General features: G+C 63.7%; 20 protein-coding genes and 1 other RNA gene. 4 read left to right on the forward strand and 17 right to left on the reverse strand.

The annotated features are described in order from the left end of the window. Positions 1-67: 67 nt before the first annotated feature. Both purE and purK read right to left on the reverse strand, forming a co-directional pair. Complete coding sequence (gene purE / locus E6P07_RS13270; RefSeq protein ID WP_153976044.1) at positions 68-595, reverse strand: 5-(carboxyamino)imidazole ribonucleotide mutase; 528 nt, start codon at positions 593-595, stop codon at positions 68-70. Next, entirely contained in the window at positions 592-1,746 is a 1,155-nt protein-coding gene (gene purK, locus E6P07_RS13275; RefSeq protein WP_153976045.1) for a 5-(carboxyamino)imidazole ribonucleotide synthase, read from the reverse strand. Before purK ends, purE begins: the two co-directional genes overlap by 4 nt. Before the next feature lie 182 nt (positions 1,747-1,928). On the opposite strand from purK, the gene smpB reads away from it, so the two are divergent. Together smpB and ssrA are read left to right on the forward strand one after the other, a co-directional pair. Continuing rightward, a complete protein-coding gene (gene smpB, locus E6P07_RS13280; protein ID WP_153976046.1) occupies positions 1,929-2,408 on the forward strand; it encodes an SsrA-binding protein SmpB in 480 nt (159 codons plus the stop codon). Positions 2,409-2,464: 56 nt separating this feature from the next. Continuing rightward, positions 2,465-2,822: a transfer-messenger RNA gene (ssrA, locus tag E6P07_RS13285) on the forward strand. Between the two features lie 54 nt (positions 2,823-2,876). Here ssrA and E6P07_RS13290 read toward each other — a convergent pair. From E6P07_RS13290 to E6P07_RS13355, 14 genes are all read right to left on the reverse strand, one after another. Beyond that, positions 2,877-3,635, reverse strand: a complete 759-nt coding sequence (locus E6P07_RS13290) for a ParA family protein (RefSeq protein ID WP_153976047.1) — start codon at positions 3,633-3,635, stop codon at positions 2,877-2,879. Between the two features lie 77 nt (positions 3,636-3,712). After that, positions 3,713-4,732, reverse strand: a complete 1,020-nt coding sequence (locus tag E6P07_RS13295; RefSeq protein ID WP_246172868.1) for a PD-(D/E)XK nuclease family protein — start codon at positions 4,730-4,732, stop codon at positions 3,713-3,715. Between the two features lie 87 nt (positions 4,733-4,819). Further along, positions 4,820-6,064 (reverse strand): methyl-accepting chemotaxis protein, encoded by a 1,245-nt coding sequence (locus E6P07_RS14045; RefSeq protein ID WP_281346819.1) that lies wholly within the window; start codon positions 6,062-6,064, stop codon positions 4,820-4,822. A gap of 77 nt (positions 6,065-6,141) precedes the next feature. Continuing rightward, on the reverse strand, positions 6,142-6,510 hold the full coding sequence (locus E6P07_RS13305; RefSeq protein WP_153976049.1) for a response regulator: 369 nt from the start codon (positions 6,508-6,510) through the stop codon (positions 6,142-6,144). A 1-nt stretch (position 6,511) separates the two neighbouring features. Next, entirely contained in the window at positions 6,512-6,754 is a 243-nt protein-coding gene (locus tag E6P07_RS13310) for a hypothetical protein (protein WP_153976050.1), read from the reverse strand. Further along, positions 6,754-9,639, reverse strand: a complete 2,886-nt coding sequence (locus E6P07_RS13315) for a chemotaxis protein CheA (protein WP_153976051.1) — start codon at positions 9,637-9,639, stop codon at positions 6,754-6,756. The genes E6P07_RS13310 and E6P07_RS13315 overlap by 1 nt, the downstream gene beginning before the upstream one ends. Next, positions 9,636-10,022: a response regulator gene (locus E6P07_RS13320; RefSeq protein ID WP_153976052.1), complete on the reverse strand. Its 387-nt coding sequence runs from the start codon at positions 10,020-10,022 to the stop codon at positions 9,636-9,638. The genes E6P07_RS13315 and E6P07_RS13320 overlap by 4 nt, the downstream gene beginning before the upstream one ends. Next, positions 10,019-10,861 (reverse strand): CheR family methyltransferase, encoded by an 843-nt coding sequence (locus E6P07_RS13325; protein WP_153976053.1) that lies wholly within the window; start codon positions 10,859-10,861, stop codon positions 10,019-10,021. The genes E6P07_RS13320 and E6P07_RS13325 overlap by 4 nt, the downstream gene beginning before the upstream one ends. 4 nt (positions 10,862-10,865) lie before the next feature. After that, positions 10,866-11,489, reverse strand: a complete 624-nt coding sequence (locus E6P07_RS13330) for a HEAT repeat domain-containing protein (RefSeq protein ID WP_153976054.1) — start codon at positions 11,487-11,489, stop codon at positions 10,866-10,868. A gap of 369 nt (positions 11,490-11,858) precedes the next feature. Next, positions 11,859-12,941 (reverse strand): chemotaxis-specific protein-glutamate methyltransferase CheB, encoded by a 1,083-nt coding sequence (gene cheB, locus E6P07_RS13335; protein WP_153976055.1) that lies wholly within the window; start codon positions 12,939-12,941, stop codon positions 11,859-11,861. A gap of 9 nt (positions 12,942-12,950) precedes the next feature. Further along, positions 12,951-14,498 carry a chemotaxis protein CheW gene (locus E6P07_RS13340; protein WP_153976056.1) on the reverse strand — a complete coding sequence of 516 codons (1,548 nt, stop codon included), beginning with the start codon at positions 14,496-14,498 and terminating at the stop codon, positions 12,951-12,953. 148 nt (positions 14,499-14,646) lie between these two features. Beyond that, entirely contained in the window at positions 14,647-16,560 is a 1,914-nt protein-coding gene (locus tag E6P07_RS13345) for a methyl-accepting chemotaxis protein (RefSeq protein ID WP_153976057.1), read from the reverse strand. Between the two features lie 264 nt (positions 16,561-16,824). Next, complete coding sequence (locus tag E6P07_RS13350) at positions 16,825-19,317, reverse strand: ABC transporter permease (protein ID WP_153976058.1); 2,493 nt, start codon at positions 19,315-19,317, stop codon at positions 16,825-16,827. Beyond that, a complete protein-coding gene (locus E6P07_RS13355) occupies positions 19,314-20,015 on the reverse strand; it encodes an ABC transporter ATP-binding protein (RefSeq protein ID WP_153976059.1) in 702 nt (233 codons plus the stop codon). The genes E6P07_RS13350 and E6P07_RS13355 overlap by 4 nt, the downstream gene beginning before the upstream one ends. On the opposite strand from E6P07_RS13355, the gene E6P07_RS13360 reads away from it, so the two are divergent. Then, complete coding sequence (locus tag E6P07_RS13360; protein ID WP_153976060.1) at positions 20,014-20,640, forward strand: arylesterase; 627 nt, start codon at positions 20,014-20,016, stop codon at positions 20,638-20,640. The two genes, E6P07_RS13355 and E6P07_RS13360, sit on opposite strands and share 2 nt — an antisense overlap. A 263-nt stretch (positions 20,641-20,903) precedes the next feature. After that, positions 20,904-22,031: an NAD(P)/FAD-dependent oxidoreductase gene (locus E6P07_RS13365; RefSeq protein ID WP_153976061.1), complete on the forward strand. Its 1,128-nt coding sequence runs from the start codon at positions 20,904-20,906 to the stop codon at positions 22,029-22,031. Positions 22,032-22,402: 371 nt separating this feature from the next. Here E6P07_RS13365 and secF read toward each other — a convergent pair whose 3' ends face one another. Further along, on the reverse strand, positions 22,403-23,353 hold the full coding sequence (gene secF / locus E6P07_RS13370) for a protein translocase subunit SecF (protein WP_153976062.1): 951 nt from the start codon (positions 23,351-23,353) through the stop codon (positions 22,403-22,405). Positions 23,354-23,363 lie beyond the last annotated feature (10 nt).

Here is a 23,363-nt window from a genome sequence, read left to right on the forward strand (position 1 = left end):
GAATCCTCCTCTGTTACGCCATCTTGGACAGACCGCGCTCGCGACGCGGACGCGGCTTCAGACGCTGTTACGAATTCGCTGCAGGACGCGCCCCTTCTAGGAGCAAGGCCTTGTCCATCACCATCGACTCCAGATCGCGCTTGTAGCGGACGATCCGTTCCAGCAAGGCGGCATCGGCGCTGCCCAGGATCTGCGCGGCCAGGATGCCGGCGTTCTTGGCGCCATTGATGGCGACCGTAGCCACGGGCACGCCGGACGGCATCTGAACGATCGACAGCAACGAATCCTGGCCCGCGAGCGCCGAGGTCTTGATCGGCACGCCGATGACCGGCAGCGGCGTGATGGCTGCCACCATGCCAGGCAGGTGTGCCGCGCCTCCGGCTCCGGCGACGATGACCCGCAGACCGCGCTCGACGGCCGTTTGAGCATAGTCGTAGAGGCGCCGCGGCGTGCGATGGGCCGAGACGATGGTCATCTCATAGGCTACGCCCAATTCGTCGAGGATGCTGGCGGTCTCGCGCATGACCGGAAGGTCCGAGTCGCTGCCCATGATGATGCCGACCCGCGGTTGGGTGGTCGAGCTGGATCCGTTCATGGATGATCCTCTCCCGAGATCTCAATGAGTGCGCGCACCTGAAGCGCCTTGTACTCGGCCATAGCGATGTCCGGATCGAGCACTGTGACATGGCCCATCTTACGATAGGGCGCGGTCGTCGCCTTGCCGTAGAGGTGTAGACAGACCCCCGGGATGGCCAGTGCCTCAGCCATGCCCTTGATGACCGGACGGCCATGATGCTCAGGGGCGCCGAGCAGGTTGATCATGGCCGCCGGCGAGAGCTGATCGGTCGACCCGAGCGGCAACCCGACCACGGCGCGCAGATGCTGCTCGAACTGATCGGTGACATTGGCCTCGATGGTGTGGTGTCCTGAATTATGGGTGCGGGGCGCAACCTCGTTGACCAGGAGCTCACCCGAGGCCGTCAGGAACATCTCGACACCGAAGATGCCCACGCCGCCCAGGGTCTCGACGGTGCGCACGGCCAGGGTGACGGCGGCCTCGGCGGTCTCGCGGGCGATGCGCGCTGGCGCCAGCAGTAGATCGAGCACGTTCTCGCCTGGGCGAAAGACCATCTCGACCACCGGATAGCAGCGGCAGTCGCCGTCGTGTCCGCGCGCGACCACCACGGCCAGCTCCTTGGCGGCCGGCACGAAGCGTTCGAGCAGCGAGGGCACGGGCAGATGGCGCGGGTAGTCTTCGTGCGACTTGAGGATGCAAACACCACGTCCGTCGTAGCCGCCGCGTCGCGCCTTCTGCACCAGCGGATAGCCGAAGGCGTCGAATGATTCGGGCGTCGGCTCGGACAGGGGGACGAACTCGGCCGTGGGGATACCATCAGCGGCGAGCGCCTGCTTTTGGGTCAGCTTGTCTTGGATCAGCGCCAGCACCCGGGGCGAGGGATGGATGCGGTGTCCCTCGCATTCGAGCTGGATGAGTGTGTCGGTGTCGATGTCCTCGATGTCGAAGGTGATGACATCGCAGGATGCAGCCAGTTCGCGCAGCTTGGCGGCATCATGAAAATGGCCGACGATCTGATGACCGGCGACCTGACCGGCCGGTGAACTGGGCGTCGGATCAAGCACCACGCAGGTGCACCCGAGCCGCTTGGCAGCCTTGGCCAGCATACGGCCAAGTTGGCCACCGCCAATGATCCCGATCCGGGCAAGGGGGAGTGGAAATACGTCCATGGAGCAATGATCAGGGTTATGCGGGCGATTGGGAAGCCCCGTTGCTTAAGATTGGAACGGCAAGGGGACTCTGTGCGGCATTGTGGACCGAGTGAGCGCCTCAGATTTGAGTCTTAAAGCAGTGAAGAGCACGAAATCGAGAGACTTAATCTCAAGGTTCGTTTTCGGCTACACTCGCACTCATGGCAAAGAGTAGCAAGAAAACATCCGACGGCGGCTCAACCATCGCCGTCAACAAAAAGGCCGGTCACGACTATTTCATTGAGCAGCGTCACGAGTGTGGGCTTGTGCTTGAGGGTTGGGAGGTCAAGAGCCTGCGCGCCGGGCGCGTCCAGCTCAAAGAGAGCTATGTCAAGATCCTTCACGCCGAGGCATTCCTGATCGGCGCGCACATCTCGGCCTTGGCGACCGCCTCGACCCATGTCCATCCGGATCCGACCCGTAGCCGCAAGCTGTTGCTCAAGCGCTCGGAGATCAACAGGCTGATCGGACTGACCGAGCGTGCCGGCTACACCCTGGTCCCGACCGCGATGTATTGGAAGCGCGGACGCGCCAAGCTTGAGATCGGTCTGGCCAAGGGCAAGAAGCAACACGACAAGCGCGCCACCGAGCGCGATCGCGACTGGCGGCGCGAGAAAGAGCGCCTCCTTAAGACCGGCTGATTCTTCAGATTGTCCTGGAACCAAAGCCCATTTACCATAGTCAAACGATTTTGCTTGGGGGCGACATGGCTTCGACGTGGGTCGCAAAACCTGAGGTGCATGCCGAGGTGCGGGAGACCTCGTAAAACCATCCGCAAACCAATAGTTGCCAACGACGACAACTACGCTCTCGCTGCTTAATCCCAGCGGGCCTCAGACCGCCGCCTGCCTATGGACGGCGGAGTTCTGGGGTAAAAACACATAGGATCGCGGTGACGGGCGTCCGGACCTGATCCGCTAAAACCGAACGGACTCGCCGACCGATCGCCCTGCCCCTTGGGCGGCGGGAGGCTAAACACAATAAAGCGGGCTAAGCATGTAGGACCAAGGGCAGAGGGCTTGCGGACGCGGGTTCGATTCCCGCCGCCTCCACCAATCCAAAAAGCCCGATCTATTTCGGGCTTTTTTGTGCCCGCCCGAAACTTCTCGCTATGTCAGCCGGGCGACGATTTCCTCTGCCAGCGCCGCAAAATCCTCTGCCCCGCGGCTTTTCGGGGCATAGGTGCGGATCGGTTTGCCTGCGGCCATGGCTTCGGCCAGCCGAATGTCGCTGCGGATGGCGGGCAAGAGTTTCGTTGCGCCGAATTCGTGCGAAACATTGCCGGTCACCGCGCGGTGCTGGCGCACATGTTCGGCGGCCATCATCGGCACGAAGCCGAGGATCTTGAGCGCCCGGTTGTGGCGCGTCATGATCGGATACAGCACGCGGATGAGTTGTCGCGTGCCCTCGAAGGAGAGTTGATGCGGCACATAGGGCACCAAGACGCGCGTGGCGGCCAGAAGCGCATTCATCAACAGCACATCGAGTGAGGGCGGCGTGTCGATGATAAGGCAATCGAAGCGTTCGACCAGGCCCTCAACGGCGATGGCCTCGCGCAGACGTTGGTCGTTGCGGCTGACCGTGCTGTGGTCGAAGCGCGGGTCGGCCGGGGCGAGCCAGAGGTTCGGATACGCCGTCTCGCCAATCGCATCGGACAGGCGCGCCGCCGAGTCGGTGAACAGCCGGTGCACTACCATCGTGCCTGCGCCGACTTTCACGCCCAACCCCACCGCGCAATGGCCCTGCGAATCGAGGTCGATGAGCAGCACGCGCCGCCCACGTGCGGCGAGTTCGGCGGCGACATTCACCGCCACCGTGGTCTTGCCGGTGCCGCCCTTGCGGTTGCTGACAACAAGGCTATGCATCATCTTCCAAACAGGACATTTCGCTGCGCGAGGCGCGCAGGCGCGTGCGGCCCGCGCCTTTTTTCTCAAGACCGTATGCGTTACAAGGCTTCGACTTCAGAAGAGTCGCCGAAGGTCTGGATCCCCAGCCTCTGCGCCACAGCAAGCGCACGCGCATCGATCATCGGCGAGATCGCGATCAGCTTGTCGGCCTTGCGATTGTGCCGTTTCTCGTAAAAGCGTGCCTTGCGGTGGAAGGCGTACATCCCCGCCTTGTCGATCGAGGATTTGAGCTCGCAAATGATGAGCGTGCCGTTTTTGATGACGATGTCGAGCTCGACCTGCTCGGGGTAACCGAATACCTCGCCCTCGTCGTCGAACTCGTTGATGTTGAGTACCTCGACGCCGAAGTTCTCTTCAAGGATGCCCGCCAGCGCATCGCGAAATGCACGTTCCGAGCGGATCCCCCAGCGCGCGCCCAGGGCGCCGATGCTGCGGTTGAACTTCTCCCAGGCCCGCTTGCGCTCTTTGCTCAGCTCCTCCCACCTGCGCTTTTCCTCTTCCCATTTGCGGTCGGACTCTTCCTTGGCTTCCCGCCACTTGCGGTTTTGTTCTTCCCACGCCTGCTTGCGCTCTTTGCTCAGCTCCTCCCACCTGCGCTTTTCCTCTTCCCATTTGCGGTCGGACTCTTCCTTGGCTTCCCGCCACTTGCGGTTTTGTTCTTCCCACGCCTGCTTGCGCTCTTTGCTCAGCTCCTCCCACCTGCGCTTTTCCTCTTCCCATTTGCGGTCGGATTCTTCCTTGGCCTCCCGCCATTGGCGCGTCTGTTCTTCCCACTTGCGGTTTTGCTCCTCCCACCTGCGGTCGGACTCTTCCTTGGCTTCCCGCCATTGGCGGGTCTGTTCTTCCCATTTGCGGTTTTGTTCTTCCCACTTGCGCGTCTGCGCCTCGCGGTCGCGGCGCAGCTCATCGAGCACGCGGTCGAAACGCGATTCGGTCTGAGCGCGGTCGGCGAACTCGCCGCGCAAAAGCCTGGCGAGCATCACACGAAAGGCCGGGTCTTCCTCGATCCATTGCGGCAGTTCTGCGAGAATCTGCTTTTTCAGGGTCTCGTCGATCATCGCTGTTCCTTTGCGGTGCAAGCGCCATCTCAGCGCTTTGGGTGGTCTAGCCTACCATGACATCGCACTCGCTGTGCATCGTCGACGTCAGAACAACTCGATGGCCGGCCGGCTGTCCTGCTGCACCGCCTGGCCGGTTACCTGGCCGTGGGTGACGTGCTGGGTGTGCATCACATAGCCGGCCTTCAGTCCCTCGATCTTGTCCTCCAGCGCCGGCCAGTCGGCGTTGTGGGCCTCGAGCGCGCTGCTCACCTGCCGGGCGTGCTCGGCCAGCTGGTCGAGGGCGAAACGCACCTGCTCGATCTGCTGGCGCGAGACGTCCTGGAACTGCATCTGGCCCAGGGCATTCAAGATGTTCTCGTGGATCGCATGCATCGCGCCATGGGATTCCTGCACGACCCGGGCGAGATAATTCCCCACCTCCTCGAAGGCGCTGTTCATCCCTCCAAGATCGTCGGCGATCGCCTGCACCTGGCGGGTCTCCTCGTCCGAGCGCGCGGACGAGACGATGATCGAGAGGTTTTGTTCGACGTGCTCGGTCATCGCGGCGATCGCATGGTCGATCTCCTGGGTAGCGCTTTCGGTCTGCTGCGATAGCTTGCGCACTTCATCGGCGACAACGGCAAAGCCCCGCCCCGCCTCGCCGGCGCGCGCCGCCTCGATGGCGGCATTGAGCGCCAGCAGGTTGGTCTGCTTGGCGATCTCGCGGATGATGCGGGTGAGTCCCCCGAGCTGCTTGACCTGGCCGAGCACCTCGGCGATGCGCTGCCCGTCCTCGGCGATCTGCGCCGTGCGCCTGGCCTGGTAGTCGGCGAGCTCTTTCAAGGTAAAGGCATTGTGTTCGAGGCGCCGGGCCTGTTCCTCGGCGACCTGGCCTGTCCTGGCCTCCTGCTGGCGCAGGGTGTCGAGCAGGGACTCGCTTTGCCCGCGCACCTGCTGCAAGGCGTCGAGAATCTGCAACACGCCGGCTTCGTTGGCCTGGTTGGCGGCATCGAGGTGGCCGTTCATCAGTTCGGCAAAGCGCGGCAGGGCGCGCTGGTCGGCGCCGATTTTGTCGAGGATGGCCAGGGTACTGTCGCGCGCTGCGGCCCAGGAATAAGCCACGGCCACCTCGTGCCGGAACATCCGCCGCACTGCGAAGCGCAGCAGGTAGTAATACGCCGCCAGGACGAAGAGCGCGCCCAGGCCCATCCCGATCGCCGTGGCCAGCCGGTTTTCTGGCTGGGTGACTTCGATGAACCAGGGATTCAATGCCCAGGTCGCCGCCCCGGCGATGAGCGCTACCGCGAGCGATATGGCGAACGCCAGCCACGGCTTGTCAAAGAGCCCCATGCTTGGTCTCCCGTTCATCGCATGCTCCTCCGTGGCATGGATATTGCCGGGGGGGTAGGCGGAACCCGGATGTCATTTCATGCCCCCGGCAAGACCTGTTTGACGACCTTGATCAGTTCCGGCCCGGCGACGGGTTTCACCAGCCAGCCGGTGGCGCCGAGCTTTTTCGCCTCGTCGCGCTTGGCGGCCTGGCTCTCAGTAGTGAGCGCCAGGATGGGCGTGAAACGCAGGATGGTGCGGGCGTTCTTGATGAACTCCAGCCCGTTCATGTTCGGCATGTTGATGTCGGTGATGATCAGATCCGGCTTGAAGCCGCTTTTCACGCGGTTGAAGGCTTCCAGGCCGTCCTTGGCGGTTTCCACCTTGTAGCCCGCCATTTCCAGCGTTTGCTTGACGCTGGCGGTCATCACCGCCGAATCGTCGATGACGAAGATCGTCTTGGGCATGTCATTCTCCTTGGGTCAATGCGTTGCGCAGCCAGTGCGCGAAAGCTTCGTCTTGCGGCCACGCGGCAATGGCGGGCCGGGCGGCCATCAACACTTGCAGGTTGGCGGCATGCAGGTGCGTGCAGGCCGAAAAGTCGACCTGCGGCTTCTTTTGCCCCTGCAGCCATTCGAGCAGGCCTTCGGCCTCCTCGACGCTGACGATGTCGGTGAAGCGCGCGGTGTTCTTGCTGTATTCGATGGGCATCAGAACAACTCCTTGGGGTTCAGGACCATGAGCACCGTGCCGTCGCCCAGAAGCGCCGTGCCGGCATACTGGGCGAGCTTGGCGAGTTCGCCGGGCAGGGGTTTCAGGATGACATCCACCACCTCGCGGAACTCGTCCACCAAGAGGCCCACCTGCTCGCTGCCGACCTTGACGACCAGCACGGCCAGCTCGTCCTCGGTATTGAGGCGCGGCGCGGCGGGGATGGCGAGTAGGTCGTTCAAGGCCACCAGGGGAACGATGCGCTCGCGCAGCACCGTGGTCTTTTGCTGCTTGACGGTGCGCACCGCTGAATGTGGCACGCGCACGGTCTCGACGACTTGATCCATCGGCACACCGAACACCTGACGGTCGGATTCGATGATCATGACATTGGTCACCGCCATCGATAGCGGCAGGGAGAGTTTCACCGTCGTGCCACGGCCAACGATGCTTTTGAGCTCCACCGTGCCGCCCACTTTGTCGATCGCGCTTCTGACCACGTCCATGCCGACGCCGCGACCGGAGAGGTCGGAGACGGTCTCGGCCGTCGAAAATCCGGGCGCGAAAACGAGATTGATCGCTTCCTGGTCGGTGATACGCTCGAGCCGCGCTTCATCGATGAGGCCCTTCTCGTACGCCTTGCGTTTGATCACCGCCGGGTCGATACCCTTGCCGTCGTCGCTGATCTCGATCACGGCGCGGTCGGATTCCTGGGTGGCGCGGATCAGCAGACGCCCGGCGGCGGGCTTGCCGGCGGCGCGGCGCACCTCCGGCAGCTCGATGCCGTGATCGAGGCTGTTCCTGACGATATGGATGAGCGGATCGGCCAGCGCCTCGACGATGTTCTTGTCGGCCTCGGTGTCCTCGCCTTCAAGCACCAGTTCGACTTCCTTGCCGAGCTTCCTGGAAATGTCGCGCACCAGGCGCGGAAAGCGCTGGAACACGAAGGAGAGCGGCATCATGCGCACCTGCATGATGGCATCCTGCATCTCCTCGGCGATGCGGTTGATCACCGCGTAGTGTGACTTGATCTCGCGGGAAAGCTCGCGCACGCCGTACTGGTTCTCGGCGCGGTTGGCGAGATAGGGCAGGCCGTTCTTGGCCACCACCATTTCGCCGATCAGGTTCATCAGCCGGTCCACCTTGGCCTGGTCCACCTTGAGAATCTTGCCGGCCTGGGCGTCCTCGGCGCGGCGGCCGAATTTCGCCTCGCCCTCGGCGGGCTCGGCGCGCGGAGCGCGACGATCCTCCGCTGGGGCCGGCGCGGTAGCGGAAGGTCCGGGGGGTGCGGCCTTCGTCTCAAAAGTCGGCGCTGGCGGGACGGCGGGTTTTGCGGCCTCTTGCACGGCAGCTTGCGGCGCCGACATCTCTTCAGTCGGCGCCGTATCGGCAAAACCGTCGAGGAAGGCCGCCAGCCACTCGGCGAGCGGGCGCGAAGTGTCGGCGGCGAGCGCTTCGGCAAGCCGCTCCTCGACTTCCTCGCCCGATTCGCCCAGGTTCGCCAGACAAGCCGAGAGGGTCGCGGCGCAGGCCTTGAGACGCCCCGGCAGCCATTTGACGCCATCGGGCAGCGCCAAAATCTCGGCCTGCACGGCGAGAATCTCCATCACACGGGCGCGCTCGTCGTCGGTCAGCGGTGTAGCTTTCTTAGGAGCGCCTTCAGGCGCGATAACAACGCCTGTTGCCGGTTCGATCGCCCCCATCGCGGCTGAAGCCGCTCCTACGGGATACCCCGGCCCCGTCGTAGGAGCGCCTTCAGGCGCGATGACGGCGTTCGCTGCCGATTCCGCCGCCCCCATCGCGGCTAAAGCCGCTCCTGCGGTCGCCCCTTCGGCGGCAACGTCCGCCAGCTCCGGTGGCGTCAGGGTTTCGAGCGAGCGAACGAGCCGCCGCAGCACTTCGCGTTCCTGTGGGCAAGTTTCGATCAGCGCCAGCAGCCAACGCAACGCGGAGGAAAGCCACAGTTCAGGCGAGGAAAGCTCCAGCAGGGTGCTCGCCGCAGCTTCCAGCCCCGCCAGATCGTTTTTGTCGATGAGATCGATCGCTTCCGCGACGAAATCGCCATACACCGGCCCGCCATTGGGATGCCCCTGCGGGATGACGAGCGCAAAGGGCGGCAGCGGCGCGATGTGCACCTGATCGGGCGTATAGCGGAAGTATTCGTCGATCTCCGCCCTGGGTGCGACCGCGAGCAGATGGTAGTCGAGCACGGAGCGGTAGCAATCCATTTCCGCAAGAGGCGGCCAGGGGGCGTTGGCCTGCGGGCGTCCCCAAACCAGCCCCGGCAGGTTGCGCGCCTGGAAGAGCGGGTCTTCGCCCTTGAAGAAGCATTCCTCTTCGGGGCGATAGGCGATCAAAAATGGCGTGGCCTCGCCGCTGGCGGCGCGGAAAGCAGACATACGCGCCGCTTCGGGAATCTCTGCGAGCGCCGGCAAAGGAATGGCGGCCGGATCGCACACGGGCGCATCTTCCTCCTCCGCCACCTCGCCATCTTCGGCCACGGCGGGCACCAGTTCGCGCAACGAACGCGCCAGAGTTTCTGCTTCGGCGGCATGCGCCGGGTCGGTCTGTCCCCCTGCCTCGATTTCATCGAGCAACAGGGAAACGAAATCCATCGCTTCGAGGAGCCGATCAGCGAGCTCCTGCGAATAGGCGACGCGCCCGTCGCGCACCGCATCCATCAGGTCTTCGCCGGCGTGCAGCACGCGGGTCATCTCCGGGAACTCGAACAGCCCACTGTTGCCTTTGAGCGTATGCACGGCGCGGAAGAGCTCCGTCACCAGCTCGACGCTGTCGGGCGCGTCCTCAAGCTGAATCAGCTTTTCGCCGATGGTTTGCAAAAAGTCGCGCGCTTCCTGGATGAACTGTTCGAGCAGCGGATTCATGCCGCGCCTCCTTGTCCCAAGAGCAGCCGGACATAGGCGAGCAGCACATCCGGCTTGATCGGTTTGATGAGATAAAAATTCGCCCCGGCTTCCCAGGCGCGGCGTTTGTCCTGTGGCTGCGCCTCGGTGGAGATCATCACCGCCGGCGCCTGCGGCATGTCCTGGCTGCGCAGCTCGCGCAGGAAGCCATAGCCGTCCTGCTTGGGCATGTTGATATCGACGAGATAAAGATCGAAGGGGGCGGGGGCGGCAAGCACCTTTTCCAGCGCCTCGATGCCGTTGATGGCCTCGACCACCTCGTAACCGGCATCGGTGAGGATCGAACGGTGGTACATGCGCACGGTGGCGGCGTCATCGACGACGAGGATGCGTTTGGGGCTCATCGTGCCTCCGGTTTCTGATAGACGATGGCATCAGGGAACTTGCGCACCTTGAACACCGAGCTGATGCGGCTCATCGATTCGGAATGGCCAAGACAGATGAAGCCGCCGGGATTCAGGGCGTCGAAAAAGACTTCGGCCGCCTGGCGGCGCGACAGGTCGTCGAAATAGATCAACAGGTTGCGGCAGAAGATCACGTCGAAGCCGCGATAGGGCCGGGTGTCGGCCGGCTCATTCAGGTTGACGCGGGTGAATTCCACCGCCTGGCGGAAGTCGTCCGAAATCTGGTAGTCGCCATCGGGCAGGCGTCGGAAATGCTTTTGCAGCAGCTTGGCCGGCAGGTGTTGCACCGAGCGCGCCGAGTAGCGGCCCTCGCGCGCTTTCTTGAGAATGTTGGTATCGATGTCGGAGGAAATCAGCTCCACATCCCAGTGTGCGATGTCCGGCCAGTATTCGGTGAGATACAGCGCGATGGAATACGGTTCTTCACCGGAGGAGGAAGGGATCGACCAGATGCGAATGGTCGACCCCGGCCGCTTGGTCTTGATGATCTCCGGCAGCATCGAGTCGACCAGGCATTTGAACTGGTATTCCTCGCGAAAGAAGTAGGTCTCATTGACCGTCATCGCATTGGTCAGGGCTTGCAGTTCCTCGCCGCTCGCCTGAAAGCGCATGAAGGTGAAGTAGCTGCGAAAGTTATTGTGGCCGGTGGCCTGGATGCGCTCGACGAGGCGCTTGTCCACGAAGTACCGCTTGGAATCCTCGAACAGGATGCCGGTCTTGCGGTAGAAAAACTCCCGGAACTTCAGGAAGTCCTCGTCGCTGATGGTGATGTCGGCCAAAGTGTTAGCCTCCGCGGATGCGTTTCAAGGCTAGATCGGCCGTGAAGGCGATGTAGGGTTCGCCGGCAAAGCGCGTTTTGAGCGCTTCGAGCGCCGGCACGGCCGCCTCGCTGCCGACCTCGCCCAAGAGGTCGACGGCGGTGGCGCAGACGTTGACGTGCTCATCTTCGCTGATCACTTCGATCAGCCACTGCTCGACGTCGGGGTGACGCAGGCTTTCGAGCACATTCACCGCGAAGATGCGCACATCCGGGTCCGGGTCGGCCAATAGCCCCGCCATGATCGGTGCCACCGCCTCGGGCAGATTTTTCATCGCCTCGATCGCTTCGTTGCGCAAGCCGGCATCCTCGCTGCGCAGGCATTCGACCAAGCCCTCGACCGCCGTGCGGTTGCCGATCAGGGTGAGACTGGTGAGGATGGCTTCGCGTACCGCGGCATCGGTTTCCTTGAATAGCCGCGCCGCCAGGGCGGCGGAAGCATCGGGAAAGGCGGCCAGATCGCGCGCCGCCCAGCGCCTGGCCTGCGGGTTGGAATCGGAAAGTTCAGCGACGAGACCGTCCAGATCGCGCGGGCGGCTGCGCTCGTCGGTTTGAACGGTTTGCGTTTCCTTGCGTTTGACGATGGCCATGGGGGCACCTTTCAGGTAGAGAATGCTTTGATCATCGTAGGAGCGCCTTCAGGCGCGATCGCAGCGGTCGCAGCGGCCTTAGGCGACGAAATCGTGGCTAAAGCCGCTCCTACGGGATGCCCCTGCCCCGTCGTAGGAGCGCCTTCAGGCGCGATCGCAGGGGTTGCAGCGGCTTCAGGCGCCCCAATCGTGGCTAAAGCCGCTCCTACGGGATGCCCCTGCCCCGTCGTAGGAGCGCCTTCAGGCGCGATCGCAGCGCTCGATGCCGGTTTCACCGCCCCTATCGCGGCTGAAGCCGCTCCCACAGCTAAAGCCGCTCCCACAGAAGCCGCTCCTACCGAAACATGGGTCATGGCAGGCATCATGATTTCAATTACGCGCCCAGCTCACGAGCTGGGTAGCGATTTTGTGGACGGGCAGCACGAGCGTAGCGCCGCTGCGTTCGATCAGTTCCTTGGGCATGCCGAATACGACGGCGGAGTCTTCCGACTCGGCGATGGTGCGGCCGCCCTGTTTCTTGATCTCGGTGAAGGCGTCGGCGCCGTCGTAGCCCATGCCGGTGAGCATGACGCCGGTGAGGGCAGACGCCTCGCAATGTTCAAGGGCCGAGCGGCCGAGGACTTCCACCGAAGGGTGCCAGAGAAAATTGGGGTTCTCAGGCTTGGGCAGCACCATCAGTTTCCCGGCACGGTTGGCGATCACCACGTCGGCGCCGCCCTTGCCGAGGTAGATGGTGCCGGGCCGAAGCTCCATCGGCTTGTTGGCTTCCACGACATCGAGGGCGCACAGGCTGTTCATGCGTGCGGCGAAAGGCCCGGTGAAGGAGGCCGGCATGTGCTGGGCAATGACGATGGGAAACGGGTAGTCGGCGGGCAGGCGGGGCAGGATTTCCTCCAGCGTCGATGGCCCGCCGGTGGACACACCGATCAGCACCAGACCCTCGGCCTCTTCCGCCGCCACGCTGCGGCGCACGAAGGCGGGTTTGGCGGCCGCCTTGCGCTCCTCGCGCAGTTTTTCGGTCAGGCCGCGCCCACCGGCCACCCCGCCCGCCTTGAGTTTGGCGCGGGCCGCCGCCTTCACCTTGGCCACCAGCTCGCGCTCGATCTCGCCGATGGAGAGCGAAATCGTGCCGCCGGGCTTGGCGATGTAATCCACCGCGCCCAAGGCCAGCGCTTCAAAGGTGGCCATCGCCCCCTTCTCGGTGAGCGAGGACACCATCACCACCGGCACCGGCCGCGTGGCCATGATGTGCGACAGCGCGGTAATGCCGTCCATCACCGGCATGTTGATGTCGAGCGTGATGACATCCGGCTGCCAGGCAAGGTTTTCCTCAATCGCTTCCTGGCCATTGCGCGCCGCGCGTATCTCGAAGCCGCCGTCGGCTTCGAAGATCTGCGTCAGTTGCCGGCGCATCAGCGCCGAGTCGTCGACGATGAGGAGCTTGATGGCCATGAGCCCGCCTTATCCCAGTGCCGCCAATTGGAACTGGTCCACCTCGTCGATGAGGTGCGCCGGGTCGATGAGCTGAATCATGCGCTTTTGCTTTTCCAGGTTCGCCACCCGGCCCAGCAGGCGGGACTGTTCGCTGGAGAGGTTGGGCGCGGCCTCGATGGCGCTCTTGGGGATTTTCAGCACCTCGGTGACCGCATCGACGATGAAGCCGGTGCGTACGCCGCCCAGCATGAAGACCATGATGCGCTGGCGTTCGTTGCGCTCGATGGGTGGCAGGTCGAGGCGCTTTCTCTGGTCGATCACCGGCAGCACCGAGCCGCGCAGGTTGATCACCCCCTCGACAAAGGAAGGCGCCTTGGGTACGTGGGTGAGCTCCTCGGGCACGCGCACGATTTCCTGCACGCTCTCGATGGCGACGCCGAATTCGCCGGCCGCCAGTTGAAACACCACCACCTGCTCTTCGTCGTCGGCCTCGAGTTCGCTGGCTTCTAGGCGCTCACTGTCAGAACTGTTGTTGGTTTCCACCGTTTTCAATGCCTCCTTGACTGCCGTGTGCGCAAACATGTGATCCACGGCGATGATCGACACCAGACGCTTGCCGCCATCGAGCCGGCACATCTGGCCGATGTCGCCCATGTTGCCCTCACGCGCCAAAAGCGCCGGCATGGCCTCGACCGCCTGTTTCGGCACGCGCAGCACTTCGGATACGCTGTCGGTCACCACACCGACCGCCGCCGCGCCCAAGCCGATCACCACGATGCGGCTTTTCTCGTCGAGCGCGCGCGTCGGCAGGCCGAACAGGCTGCGTAAAGAGACCAGCGGCAGCAGCCGGTCGCGCAGATTCATCAGCCCCAGGACGCTCGCCAGCGCATTCGGCACATGAACGATGGTCTCGGGCACCTGCACGATCTCCTGCACCCGCTCGATCTCCACCGCGTACTCCTGGCCCTCGACGCTGAAGCTCACCAGCTGCAGTTCGTCGCTGGCGGCCTCCTCGTCGGTCTCATGCGGAGCGCCAGTCGATGCGGCCGTGAGGCCGGCGGCGCTTTTCGTGAGCGCCGCAATGGCGGCAAATTCGCGGGCAATGAGCTGTCCGAAATCGAGCACCATCACCATCGGGAAGCCCCCCGCATCCTTGAGGATGCCAGTGAGCAAGTCGCTATCGACGGTGCTGCGAATCTCCTCGACGCCTTCGATGCTCTCCGGCTCGACATTGATCACGCTGGCGACGCGGTCGACGACGAAGCCGAGCGGCTGGCCCATGTCGATCACCACGGCGCGGGTGGCATCATCAAAGTCTTTTTCGGCGAAGCCGAAAATCCGGCGCAAGGAGACGATGGGCAACACCTTGCCGCGCAGATTGGCGAGTCCCTCCAGCGAGGCCGGCGCGAGCGGCACGCGCACGATCTCCGGCACGCGGATGATCTCCTGCACCGGCGCCATGTCCACGGCAAAGACCTCCTCGCCGACGAGAAAGACCACGAACTGCCGGGTATCGCTTACGGCGTCTTCCGCCGCATTTGCGACAGGCGGTTTTTCCAGCACATTTTCTGTCATGTACCGACTCCTTCGCTGCTATTCCTAATAAAAGGTGGCATTGTGGGAGCGCCTTCAGGCGCGATCGCAGAAGCCATTCCAGACTCGGCGGCTCGAATCGCGGCTAAAGCCGCTCCCACGGCCCATGTCGCTGCCACGCCCGTCTCCCTCAGGCGCTTTGCAGCTCATCGGCGAGCGAGGCGATTTCCTCGATGGCGGCGGCCAGTTCCTCGGCGCCCTTGGCCTGTTCTTCGGCGGCGCTGGCCGCTTCGGTGGCGGCTTTCTCGGCCTCCTGGGCGGCGGCGGCGATCTGTTCGACGCCCTTCTTCACTTGGGCGATGGCGGTGGCGATTTCAGTTGCCGCCGCGAGGATTTCCTGGGCACCGCGATCCACTTCGGCGATCTCGGCTTCCATCTGGTTGAGGTTGGCGGTCGAGGTCTTGGCCTGTTCCGCTTCGCTCACTGCCGCCTTGGCGATTTCGTCGAGGTCTGCGGATACGGCAGCGATCTGGTCCTGCACCGCCTTGACCAGATCCTTGATGCGGTCGGCATTTTCCGCCGAGTCGCGGGCGAGGTTGCGGATGTCGGTGGACACCACGACGAAGCCCTTGCCGAATTCGCCGGCGCGCGCCGCCTCGATGGAGCCATTGACCGCCAGCATGTTGGTCTGGATCGATACCGTGGTGATGGCCTCGACGATCTTGTCGATGCGCCGTGATACCTGCTCCAGATTCTTCACCTGCTTGATGCTGGCCTGGGTGGTGGTGGCCGAGGCATTGATGCCGGCGATCAGTTCTTCCACCGACTTCTTGTTGGTGGCGAGCAGTTCCCGCACCACGCGCACCTTTTCCGCACCCTTGGTGGCGCGCTCTTGCGCCACTTGCAGGCCTTTCTCGATCTGGGTGACGGCGGCGGCCGATTCTTCGGTGGCCGCTGCCGCGGTCTGCGCGCCCTTGCGGATCTGCTCGATGGCCGTAGTGATCTGGCTGGCGGCACGGTTGATCTCCTGCACGGCGGAGGAGAGCTCCTCGGCGGCGGAAGCGACGTCCTCCGCGCTCTTGGCGACATCGGTGGAGTTCTTCAGGTCCTCGGCCAGTTCCGAGAGGTTCTGTGCCGCCTGCTCGCACTCGGCCAGGGCCGTGGCCTGCTCGGCGACGGTCTTGTTGGTTTCCTCGGCGGCGGCGGATTGCTCCTCGGCGGCGGCGGCGATGTCTTCCGAGCCTTTCAGCGCCTGCTGCGCGGCGGCATTCGATTGCGCCGCGCCGGCGGCGATTTCCTGCATCCCCCTGACCGCATCGGCCAGTTCAGAACGAATGCGGGCCATTTGCTCGGCGACGGCGTTACCTTTCTCGACCTCGCCCTCCACCGCCTTGGCCGAGGTATTGATACCTTCGGCGATAACCTTGACCTCGCGCTGGATCTGCGCCACCAGTTCCTGGATCTCCTTGGCGCTCTTTTCCGAGGTTTCGGCCAGCGTGCGCACCTCGTCGGCCACCACGGCGAAACCCTTGCCGTGCTTGCCGGCACGCGCCGCCTCGATGGCGGCATTGAGGGCGAGCAGATTGGTCTGATCGGCGATGCGCACCACGGCCTTGACGATGTCGCCGATGTTGGTGGCCTGTTTTTCCAGCTCCGCCACCTTTTCGACAGACGCCATCTGCCGCTGCGCCGCCACGCCGACATTGGCCACCAGCTTGCCGACCGCATCCCCCGTGACCTGGGCCAGCGACTGGCAGGCCTCGGATTTGTTCTGTGATGTATTGGCGTTTTGCAGTTGCCGGCCAATGGAAACGGTCACCTGCTTGAAGGCGGCGAGCAATTCCTGCGAGGCGCCGGAAGCCTCTTCGGCGCCGGTGGCGATCTGGTTGGAAGCGCGCTTGAGTTCCTCGGCCGCCGAAGCGGCCTCATTGATGCCGGAAGCGAGTTGTGCCGTCGCCGCGGCGATGCGCTCGGCCGCCTGCTGCTGTTTGGCCAGCGTCCGGGCCCGCTTGCGCTGGGCTTCGGCCTCGCGTGCGGCGGCGGCGGAAGGCCTAGCAGTTGCGGAACTCGTTGCGGAAGCAGCGGTTTTCTTGACCAAGGCCATGAGGAGACTCCTTACGTGTCAATCGATCGACGAAGCGGGGATAAGACGAGCGAAAATGAAAAAGCCGTCGGCAAAGAGGCCAAACGGCAACGGGAAAGGTCGGGGCGATGCGGTCGTGCGCGACACGTCGAGGACCCCTTCTGGGTGCGCAGGATTTGACATCCTCCCCGGCCTGAAGGCCCGAGATTCCTACGGCGCTTAAGGCGCGGCATTGAGCCACACCTTAAGTCGCTTCGGTGGGTTCCTGGGCCGAGTGCGCAACCGTCAACCATTCCCCGCCCTCAATGCCCGCAATGGCGGATGGATCAGCAACGGATAGGTCGCGAGCGTCCCGGCCAGACCGATCGCCAGCCCCGACCCCAGGACCCCGATGACCCAAAGGCGGAGATCGAGCCTGAATTCGAGCTCGAAGATCCGCTCGGCGAGCCACCAGGCCGTCATCTCGGCACAGACCGCGGCCAAGAGTCCGGCCAAGAGTCCAGCCAGGGTGAACTCGAGCGCCAGACTCATCAAGAGACGGCGTCGCCTGGCGCCTAGGGTCCGCAGGATCGCATGCTCGGTGCGTCTCTGCTCCAGACTCGCCTGGATCCCGGCATACATCACCAAGAATCCCGCCGCCAGGGTGAAGAGAAAGACAGACTCGATGGCCAAGGCCCCCCGGTCGATGACCTGACGGACCTGGCCGAGGATCGTCTCGACGTCGAGCACGCTGACGCTTGGAAAGCGCCGTGCCAGTTCGGCGATCAGTGACTCGCGCTCGCGCGGCAGATGAAAGCTGGTGATGAAGGTCGCCGGCTCGCCCTGAAGCAGCTTGGGTGTGGCGACGACGAAGAAATTGACGTTGAAACTGTCCCAGCGCACCGCGCGCAGACTGGTGACCGGGGCGCTGACCTCGTGCCCCGAGACCCAGAAGGTCAGGGTATCGCCCAGCCTGATCCCGAGCGTCTCGGCGAGACCGCGTTCGACCGAGAACTGGGGTGCGACCTCGGCAGCCTCCGTCCACCATTGTCCGGCGACGATCCGGTTGTCCGACTGGGGTTTGCTGTCGTAGCTAAGATTGAACTCGCGACTCGCCAGCTGCACGGCGCGTGGGTCGTCATAATCGGACGGCTCGACCCTGCGCTCGCCGATCCGGATCAGTCGCCCGCTGACCATCGGATGGAGTTTGACCGTTCTGATCCCGGAGTCGCTCAGGAAGGACTGTAAGGGTTCGACCTCGTGCGGCTGGATGTTGATGAGGAAGTAATTGGGCGCGCCCTCGGGTAGGGTCTTGCGCCAGGATTCGAGCAGATCCACTCGCACCAGGGTCAGCAGCAGCAGGGCTAGGCTGCCGATCCCAAACCCGAGGATCTGGAGCGCGGCCGTGCCAGGACGGCGGGTTAGGGCCGCCAACCCAAGTCGCCAGACGCCGCGCACACACCCGACGAGCCGTCCGGCGAGCTGCAAGAGCAAATAGACGTTTGCCGCGAGTATGAAGAGGGTCGCCAGCACCCCACCCAGGATCATCAGCCCGAGTTCCAGATCCTTGGCCTGCCACAGGATCAAGGACGTCAAGGTCAACCCGGCCATCCCCAAGGCCAGGAGCGCCGGGGGGCGCGGTGTCCCCAGCTCGCGCCGCAGTGCGCGCAGGGGCGGCACCCGTGCAAGTTGGATCAGGGGCAGCCATGCAAAGCTGAGCAGCGTGAGCAACCCGGTCGCCAGCCCGGTCAAGACGGGGGCTGGTGAGGCCGGTGGCAGATCGTCCCCTAGCCAATCGCCCAGCGCCGCCACCAGACCCAGCTGACCCAGCCAGCCGGTCAGACAGCCGACCAGGCTGGCGATGACCCCAAGCAACAGCAGCCGCCCGACCAGGACCTGCATCGCGAGACGGCGCGGGGCACCCAGACAGCGCATCACCGCCAGGGTGTCGGTCTGGCGCTCGACCAGACGCTGACCGGCGAGCACGATCGCGGCGCCGGACACCAGCAGGGTGACCAGGGTTGCCAGATGCAGGAAGCCTGAGGCGCGCTCCACCGCCGCGCCGAACTCGGGCCTGGCCTCTAGGGCATCGGTCAATTTGACATTGGCCGCCAGCCGAGTGCGTGCCCAGTCGCGATAGTCCGCGATCGCCCTGGCCTGACCCGCGATCAACAGCCGATGGGTGGCGCGGCTTGCCGGCCCGATCAGACCTGTCGCGTCCAGATCGGCACGGTTCATCAGCACGCGCGGGGCGAGCGAGAAGACGGCGCGTCCCTGATCCGGTTCATCGGTCAGGATGGCACCGAGGCGTAGATGCGCCGCACCTACCTCCAGAGTCGCACCGAGTTCGAGCCCGAGGAGCCGTAGGAGTCTGGACTCGACCCAGACCTCACCTGGCAGTGGACCTGAGGCGACTGGGCGGTCAGGACCAGCGCGGGTCGCGGCGATCCGCAAGTGCCCACGCAATGGATAGCCCGGATCGACCGCCTTCATCGACACGAGCTGAGGGCGCTCCCCCATGACGACGCTCCGGAACTCCAGGGTGGTTGCGGTTTCAAGACCCCGTGCCTGGGCCTCGGTCGCGAACTGGATATCGAGCGGGCGGGAGGACTCGAGCGCTAGATCGGCGGCGAGCAATTCATTGCCCTGGCGTTTTAGGGTCGCCTCGATTCGATCGGTGAAAAAACCGACGGCGGTGGTTGCCGCGACCGTGACGACCAATGCCGCCGACAGCAGATAGAGCTCGCCGCTGCGCCAATCCCGGCGTAACAGCCGCCACGTCAGACGCCAGGCGTTCATGCCAGTGACTCCAGTCGTCCATCCTGCATCCGCAGCCGTCGATCGCAGCGCCCGGCCAGAGCTGGATCGTGGGTGACGAGGACCAAGGCCGTACCAGATCCAGATTCGCGCGCTGTCTCCTGGCGCAGTTCGAGCAAGAGCTCGATGATACGTTCACCCGTGGTCTGATCGAGATTGCCGGTCGGCTCGTCGGCAAACAGCACGGACGGACGGGGCGCATAGGCGCGGGCGATGGCCACGCGCTGCTGCTCGCCGCCCGAGAGTTGGTGCGGATAGTGCCGGGCACGCGCGCTCAGTCCCACGCGGGCAAGCGCCTCTTCGGCACGGCAGTCGGCATCCGGGGCGCCGGTCAATTCTAGCGGCAACAGCACGTTCTCGCGTGCAGTGAGCGTGGGCAGGAGCTGGAAGTTCTGAAACACGAATCCGACCCGACCGGCGCGCAACTCGGCACGTCCGTCTTCGTCGAGCCGATCGACGCGCTGCCCGCACAGCCAGACCTCGCCTGCGGTCGGATCGTCGAGTCCGGCCAGGAGCCCGAGCAGGGTTGATTTTCCCGAGCCTGAGGCACCGAGGATGGCCACCGCCTCACCGGCATGGACATTGAGATCTACCCCGGCGAGGATGGTCAAGCCACCACTCGGGCCGGTAACATGCTTCACCAGTCCAATGGCTTGCGAGACGACCGGGTCCGTTGACATGAGATCGAGACTCCTGACGCTGATTCTGCTGTGTGCCGTGCCGACCGCCCTGGCCCAGGCGGCGGTCATACTGGTGCTGGGCGATAGCCTGAGCGCCGGTTATGGTATCGACCTCGAACACGGCTGGGTGAGTCAGCTCGCCGCACGCATCGAGCGTGCAGGACTCCCACATCAGGTAGTGAACGCCAGCGTCTCGGGCGAGACCACGTCCGGCGGACTGACGCGCCTGCCGGCGCTCCTAGAGCGCCATCGACCCTCGGTGCTCGTCATCGAGCTTGGCGCCAACGATGGGTTACGCGGTTGGGACTTGGGTGTGATCCAGGATCATCTTACGCGACTCGTCGTCCAGGGGCGGGAAGCTGGGGCACAGGTATTGCTCATTGGGGTCAGACTGCCGCCGAACTACGGTGTGTCCTACAACGACAGGTTTCAAGCCGTGTGGATGCAGGTCGCTGCCGAACAAGGGGTGCCCCTGGTGCCAGATCTGCTCAAGGGCGTGGCCGAAGACTGGGATCTGATGCAACCCGATGGCCTGCATCCGACCGCCGAGGCTCAAGGGCGAATTCTTGATAACGTCTGGCCGATCCTAGAACCCGTGTTGCTGGGAGTGGAAGAAAAGCGCTGAATACTTAAGGAAACGCTCAATAAATCGCGTGCCTCTCAATCGCGGCTGAAGCCGCTCCTACAAAATCAATGGGTTATGGGAGAAGGTGTTGCCACGAATGGAATCAATCAGCGTTTCCTTAAGGCATTGAACAGAGAGATCGAGCGAGAGCTCCCCGGACGAGCGTCGCAGGAATCCCCAGCCTTCAGGCCGGGAGGATGTCAATCAGTGGAAGTCAAGCTATAGTCCAGTCCTTGCCCGGTGTTGTACATCTGGAGTCTCTCATGCAACGTGTCACTATCGTCGGTTCCGGGTTTGCCGCACTGACGTCCGTCATCGAGCTGCGCAAGCGCGCACCCGAGGTCGAGATCACGCTCGTCAGCCGTCGTCCTGAGTTCGTCTACTACCCGGGGCTGATCTGGGTGCCCTGTGGTCTGCGCACTGGCGATGACCTGGTCATCGATCTGCGCCCCTTTTTTGAACACATGAAGGTCAAGCATCTGGCGGGCGAGGCCACAGGGCTCAAGAACGGCGGTCGCCTGCTGGAGACCACGCACGGTTCAGTCGAGAACGATGGTCTGATCATCGCCAGCGGTGGGCGCTTCATCAAGACACTCCCCGGCATTGAGCACGCCATCGTGCCCTGCGAGGGCGTGGTCGCTGCCAAGGAGATCCGCGACCGGGTGCGCGCCATGGATGGTGGTCACATCGCCATGGGCTTTGCCAGTAATCCCAATGAACCGAGCGCGATGCGGGGTGGGCCCATCTTCGAGTTCCTGTTCGGGCTGGATAGCCAGCTTAGGCGCGAAGGCAGGCGCGACAGATTCAGCCTGCATTTCTTCTCCCCGGCCGAGCGTCCCGGCAACCGGCTCGGACCCAAGGCGGTCGAGGGTCTGCTCGCCGAGATGGCGCGCCGTGGTATCCAGACCCACCTCGGTCATAGGCTCAAGGGGTTCAGCGAGACCAGGGTCACGACCGAGGCCGAGGAATTCGCGGCCGATCTCATCCTCTTTATGCCGGGGCTGACCGGTAATGCCTGGTTCGATGCGACCGATCTGCCGCGCTCGCCAGGCGGGCTGATCAAGGCCGATGCCCAGTGCCGGGTACCCGGGTTCGAGCGGGTCTATGTCGCAGGCGATGCAGGCAGTTTCCCAGGTCCCGACTGGATGCCCAAACAGGGCCACATGGCCGATCTCCAGGCGCGGGCGGCGGTGCGCAATCTGCTCGCCGAGTTTGCAGGCAAGAAACCCACGGCCAGTTTCCGCGTCGAGCTACTCTGTATCGTCGACACCAACGACAGCGGCATGCTGGTCGCGCGCAACGAGCGGTTTAACCTCGTTCTACCCTCGCTGCGGTTGTTCCACTGGTTCAAGCGGATGTTCGAATGGATGTATCTGAATAGATATCGCTAATCAAAGGGTTGATCTTGGTATCGCAGTAAAATAGTGCGAAATCGCCTCGGATTATAAAGTAGTATTCGTTAGAAGTCGCTGAAAAGGCGACCATCTTGGCCAGCGTCGGCGGATGGAATCTCCTGCCGTCTCTTCCGATCAATCTTCACATCTTTATTAACCCCAGTCCTCAATAAAGATGTGGATCGCGCTGAAGGCGCTCCTACCCCGCCAATGCCTCCCGTAGGAGCGGCTTTAGCCGCGATCTTGGCAGTTGATGCGGGGATGGGTGCCGCGATCGCGCCTGAAGGCGCTGCTCCCACCATCCTCGCGCCTTACGGCGCCCCTACGCTAACCAGCACTCACCTTGGTTGGACCGAGAACCTGAATAGTTACGGCAGGGGATCGAGCTCGGCGCCTTCCTTCTTGACCGGCAGCAGGTCGTCGCGACTCAAGCCCAACCAGACCACGATCGCGGTGGCCACATAGATGCTCGAGTAGGTGCCGACCAGGATGCCGATGATGAGCGCTAGCGCAAATCCGTCGATGGCCTCACCACCCAGGACGTAGAGCGCCACCAGGACCAGCAGTGTGGTTCCCGAGGTGACGAGGGTGCGAGAGAGGGTCTCGTTGATCGAATTGTTGATGATCCCGATCACCGTGCCCTTGCGCATGCGCCGGAAGTTCTCGCGCACCCGGTCGAAGATGACGATGGTGTCGTTGAGCGAATAGCCGATCACCGCCAGCACCGCCGCGAGCACCGTCAGGTCGAAGGGGATCTGAAACAGCGAGAAGACGCCGACGGTGAAGAGTACGTCATGGATGAGTGCCACCACCGCGCCGACGGCGAAGCGCCATTCGAAACGCAGCGCGACATAGATCAGGATGCCGATCAGCGAGAACAGCACCGCCAGTCCGCCCTGTTCACGCAGTTCTTCACCGACCTGTGGACCAACGAACTCGACGCGGCGCATCTCGACCTGCCCCTCGGCGGCACGACTCAAGGCCGCAAAGACACGATCGCTCAACTTGGCGCCCGCCCCGTCCTCCTCAGCCTGCGGGGCTAGACGGATCAGGATATCGGTCCGCGAGCCGAAATACTGGAGGGTGGCCCCCGTCTGGCCCTGCTCCTTGAGGAGGGCGCGGATCTCGTTCAGATCGGCCGGCTGGGCATAGCTGAGCTCGATCAGGGTACCGCCGGTGAAATCCAACCCGAAGTTGAAGCCGCGAAAGACGATCCACAGCAGACAGACGAACAGGGCTGCGCCTGAGAGCCAGGCCGCCGTCTTGCGCTGGCGCATGAAATCGAAGTTGAGTTCGTTGATGGTGCGTTTTTGAGTCATGGCGCGCCTT

Origin of the sequence: Thermochromatium tepidum ATCC 43061, from assembly GCF_009664085.1 — a bacterium.
Classification (GTDB): Bacteria; Pseudomonadota; Gammaproteobacteria; order Chromatiales; family Chromatiaceae; genus Thermochromatium; species Thermochromatium tepidum.

Bases quoted from the DNA above. Each gene is read 5' to 3' on its own strand.
- E6P07_RS13320 (WP_153976052.1), bottom strand. From the start codon at position 10,022: ATGAGCCCCAAACGCATCCTCGTCGTCGATGACGCCGCCACCGTGCGC.
- E6P07_RS13345 (WP_153976057.1), bottom strand. From the start codon at position 16,560: ATGGCCTTGGTCAAGAAAACCGCTGCTTCCGCAACGAGTTCCGCAACT.
- cheB (WP_153976055.1), bottom strand. From the start codon at position 12,941: ATGGCCATCAAGCTCCTCATCGTCGACGACTCGGCGCTGATGCGCCGG.
- purE (WP_153976044.1), bottom strand. From the start codon at position 595: ATGAACGGATCCAGCTCGACCACCCAACCGCGGGTCGGCATCATCATG.
- E6P07_RS13295 (WP_246172868.1), bottom strand. From the start codon at position 4,732: ATGATCGACGAGACCCTGAAAAAGCAGATTCTCGCAGAACTGCCGCAA.
- secF (WP_153976062.1), bottom strand. From the start codon at position 23,353: ATGACTCAAAAACGCACCATCAACGAACTCAACTTCGATTTCATGCGC.
- E6P07_RS13365 (WP_153976061.1), top strand. From the start codon at position 20,904: ATGCAACGTGTCACTATCGTCGGTTCCGGGTTTGCCGCACTGACGTCC.
- E6P07_RS13340 (WP_153976056.1), bottom strand. From the start codon at position 14,498: ATGACAGAAAATGTGCTGGAAAAACCGCCTGTCGCAAATGCGGCGGAA.
- E6P07_RS13310 (WP_153976050.1), bottom strand. From the start codon at position 6,754: ATGCCCATCGAATACAGCAAGAACACCGCGCGCTTCACCGACATCGTC.
- E6P07_RS13330 (WP_153976054.1), bottom strand. From the start codon at position 11,489: ATGGCCATCGTCAAACGCAAGGAAACGCAAACCGTTCAAACCGACGAG.
- E6P07_RS13315 (WP_153976051.1), bottom strand. From the start codon at position 9,639: ATGAATCCGCTGCTCGAACAGTTCATCCAGGAAGCGCGCGACTTTTTG.
- E6P07_RS13355 (WP_153976059.1), bottom strand. From the start codon at position 20,015: ATGTCAACGGACCCGGTCGTCTCGCAAGCCATTGGACTGGTGAAGCAT.
- purK (WP_153976045.1), bottom strand. From the start codon at position 1,746: ATGGACGTATTTCCACTCCCCCTTGCCCGGATCGGGATCATTGGCGGT.
- smpB (WP_153976046.1), top strand. From the start codon at position 1,929: ATGGCAAAGAGTAGCAAGAAAACATCCGACGGCGGCTCAACCATCGCC.
- E6P07_RS13305 (WP_153976049.1), bottom strand. From the start codon at position 6,510: ATGCCCAAGACGATCTTCGTCATCGACGATTCGGCGGTGATGACCGCC.
- E6P07_RS14045 (WP_281346819.1), bottom strand. From the start codon at position 6,064: ATGGGGCTCTTTGACAAGCCGTGGCTGGCGTTCGCCATATCGCTCGCG.
- E6P07_RS13360 (WP_153976060.1), top strand. From the start codon at position 20,014: ATGAGATCGAGACTCCTGACGCTGATTCTGCTGTGTGCCGTGCCGACC.
- E6P07_RS13290 (WP_153976047.1), bottom strand. From the start codon at position 3,635: ATGATGCATAGCCTTGTTGTCAGCAACCGCAAGGGCGGCACCGGCAAG.
- E6P07_RS13350 (WP_153976058.1), bottom strand. From the start codon at position 19,317: ATGAACGCCTGGCGTCTGACGTGGCGGCTGTTACGCCGGGATTGGCGC.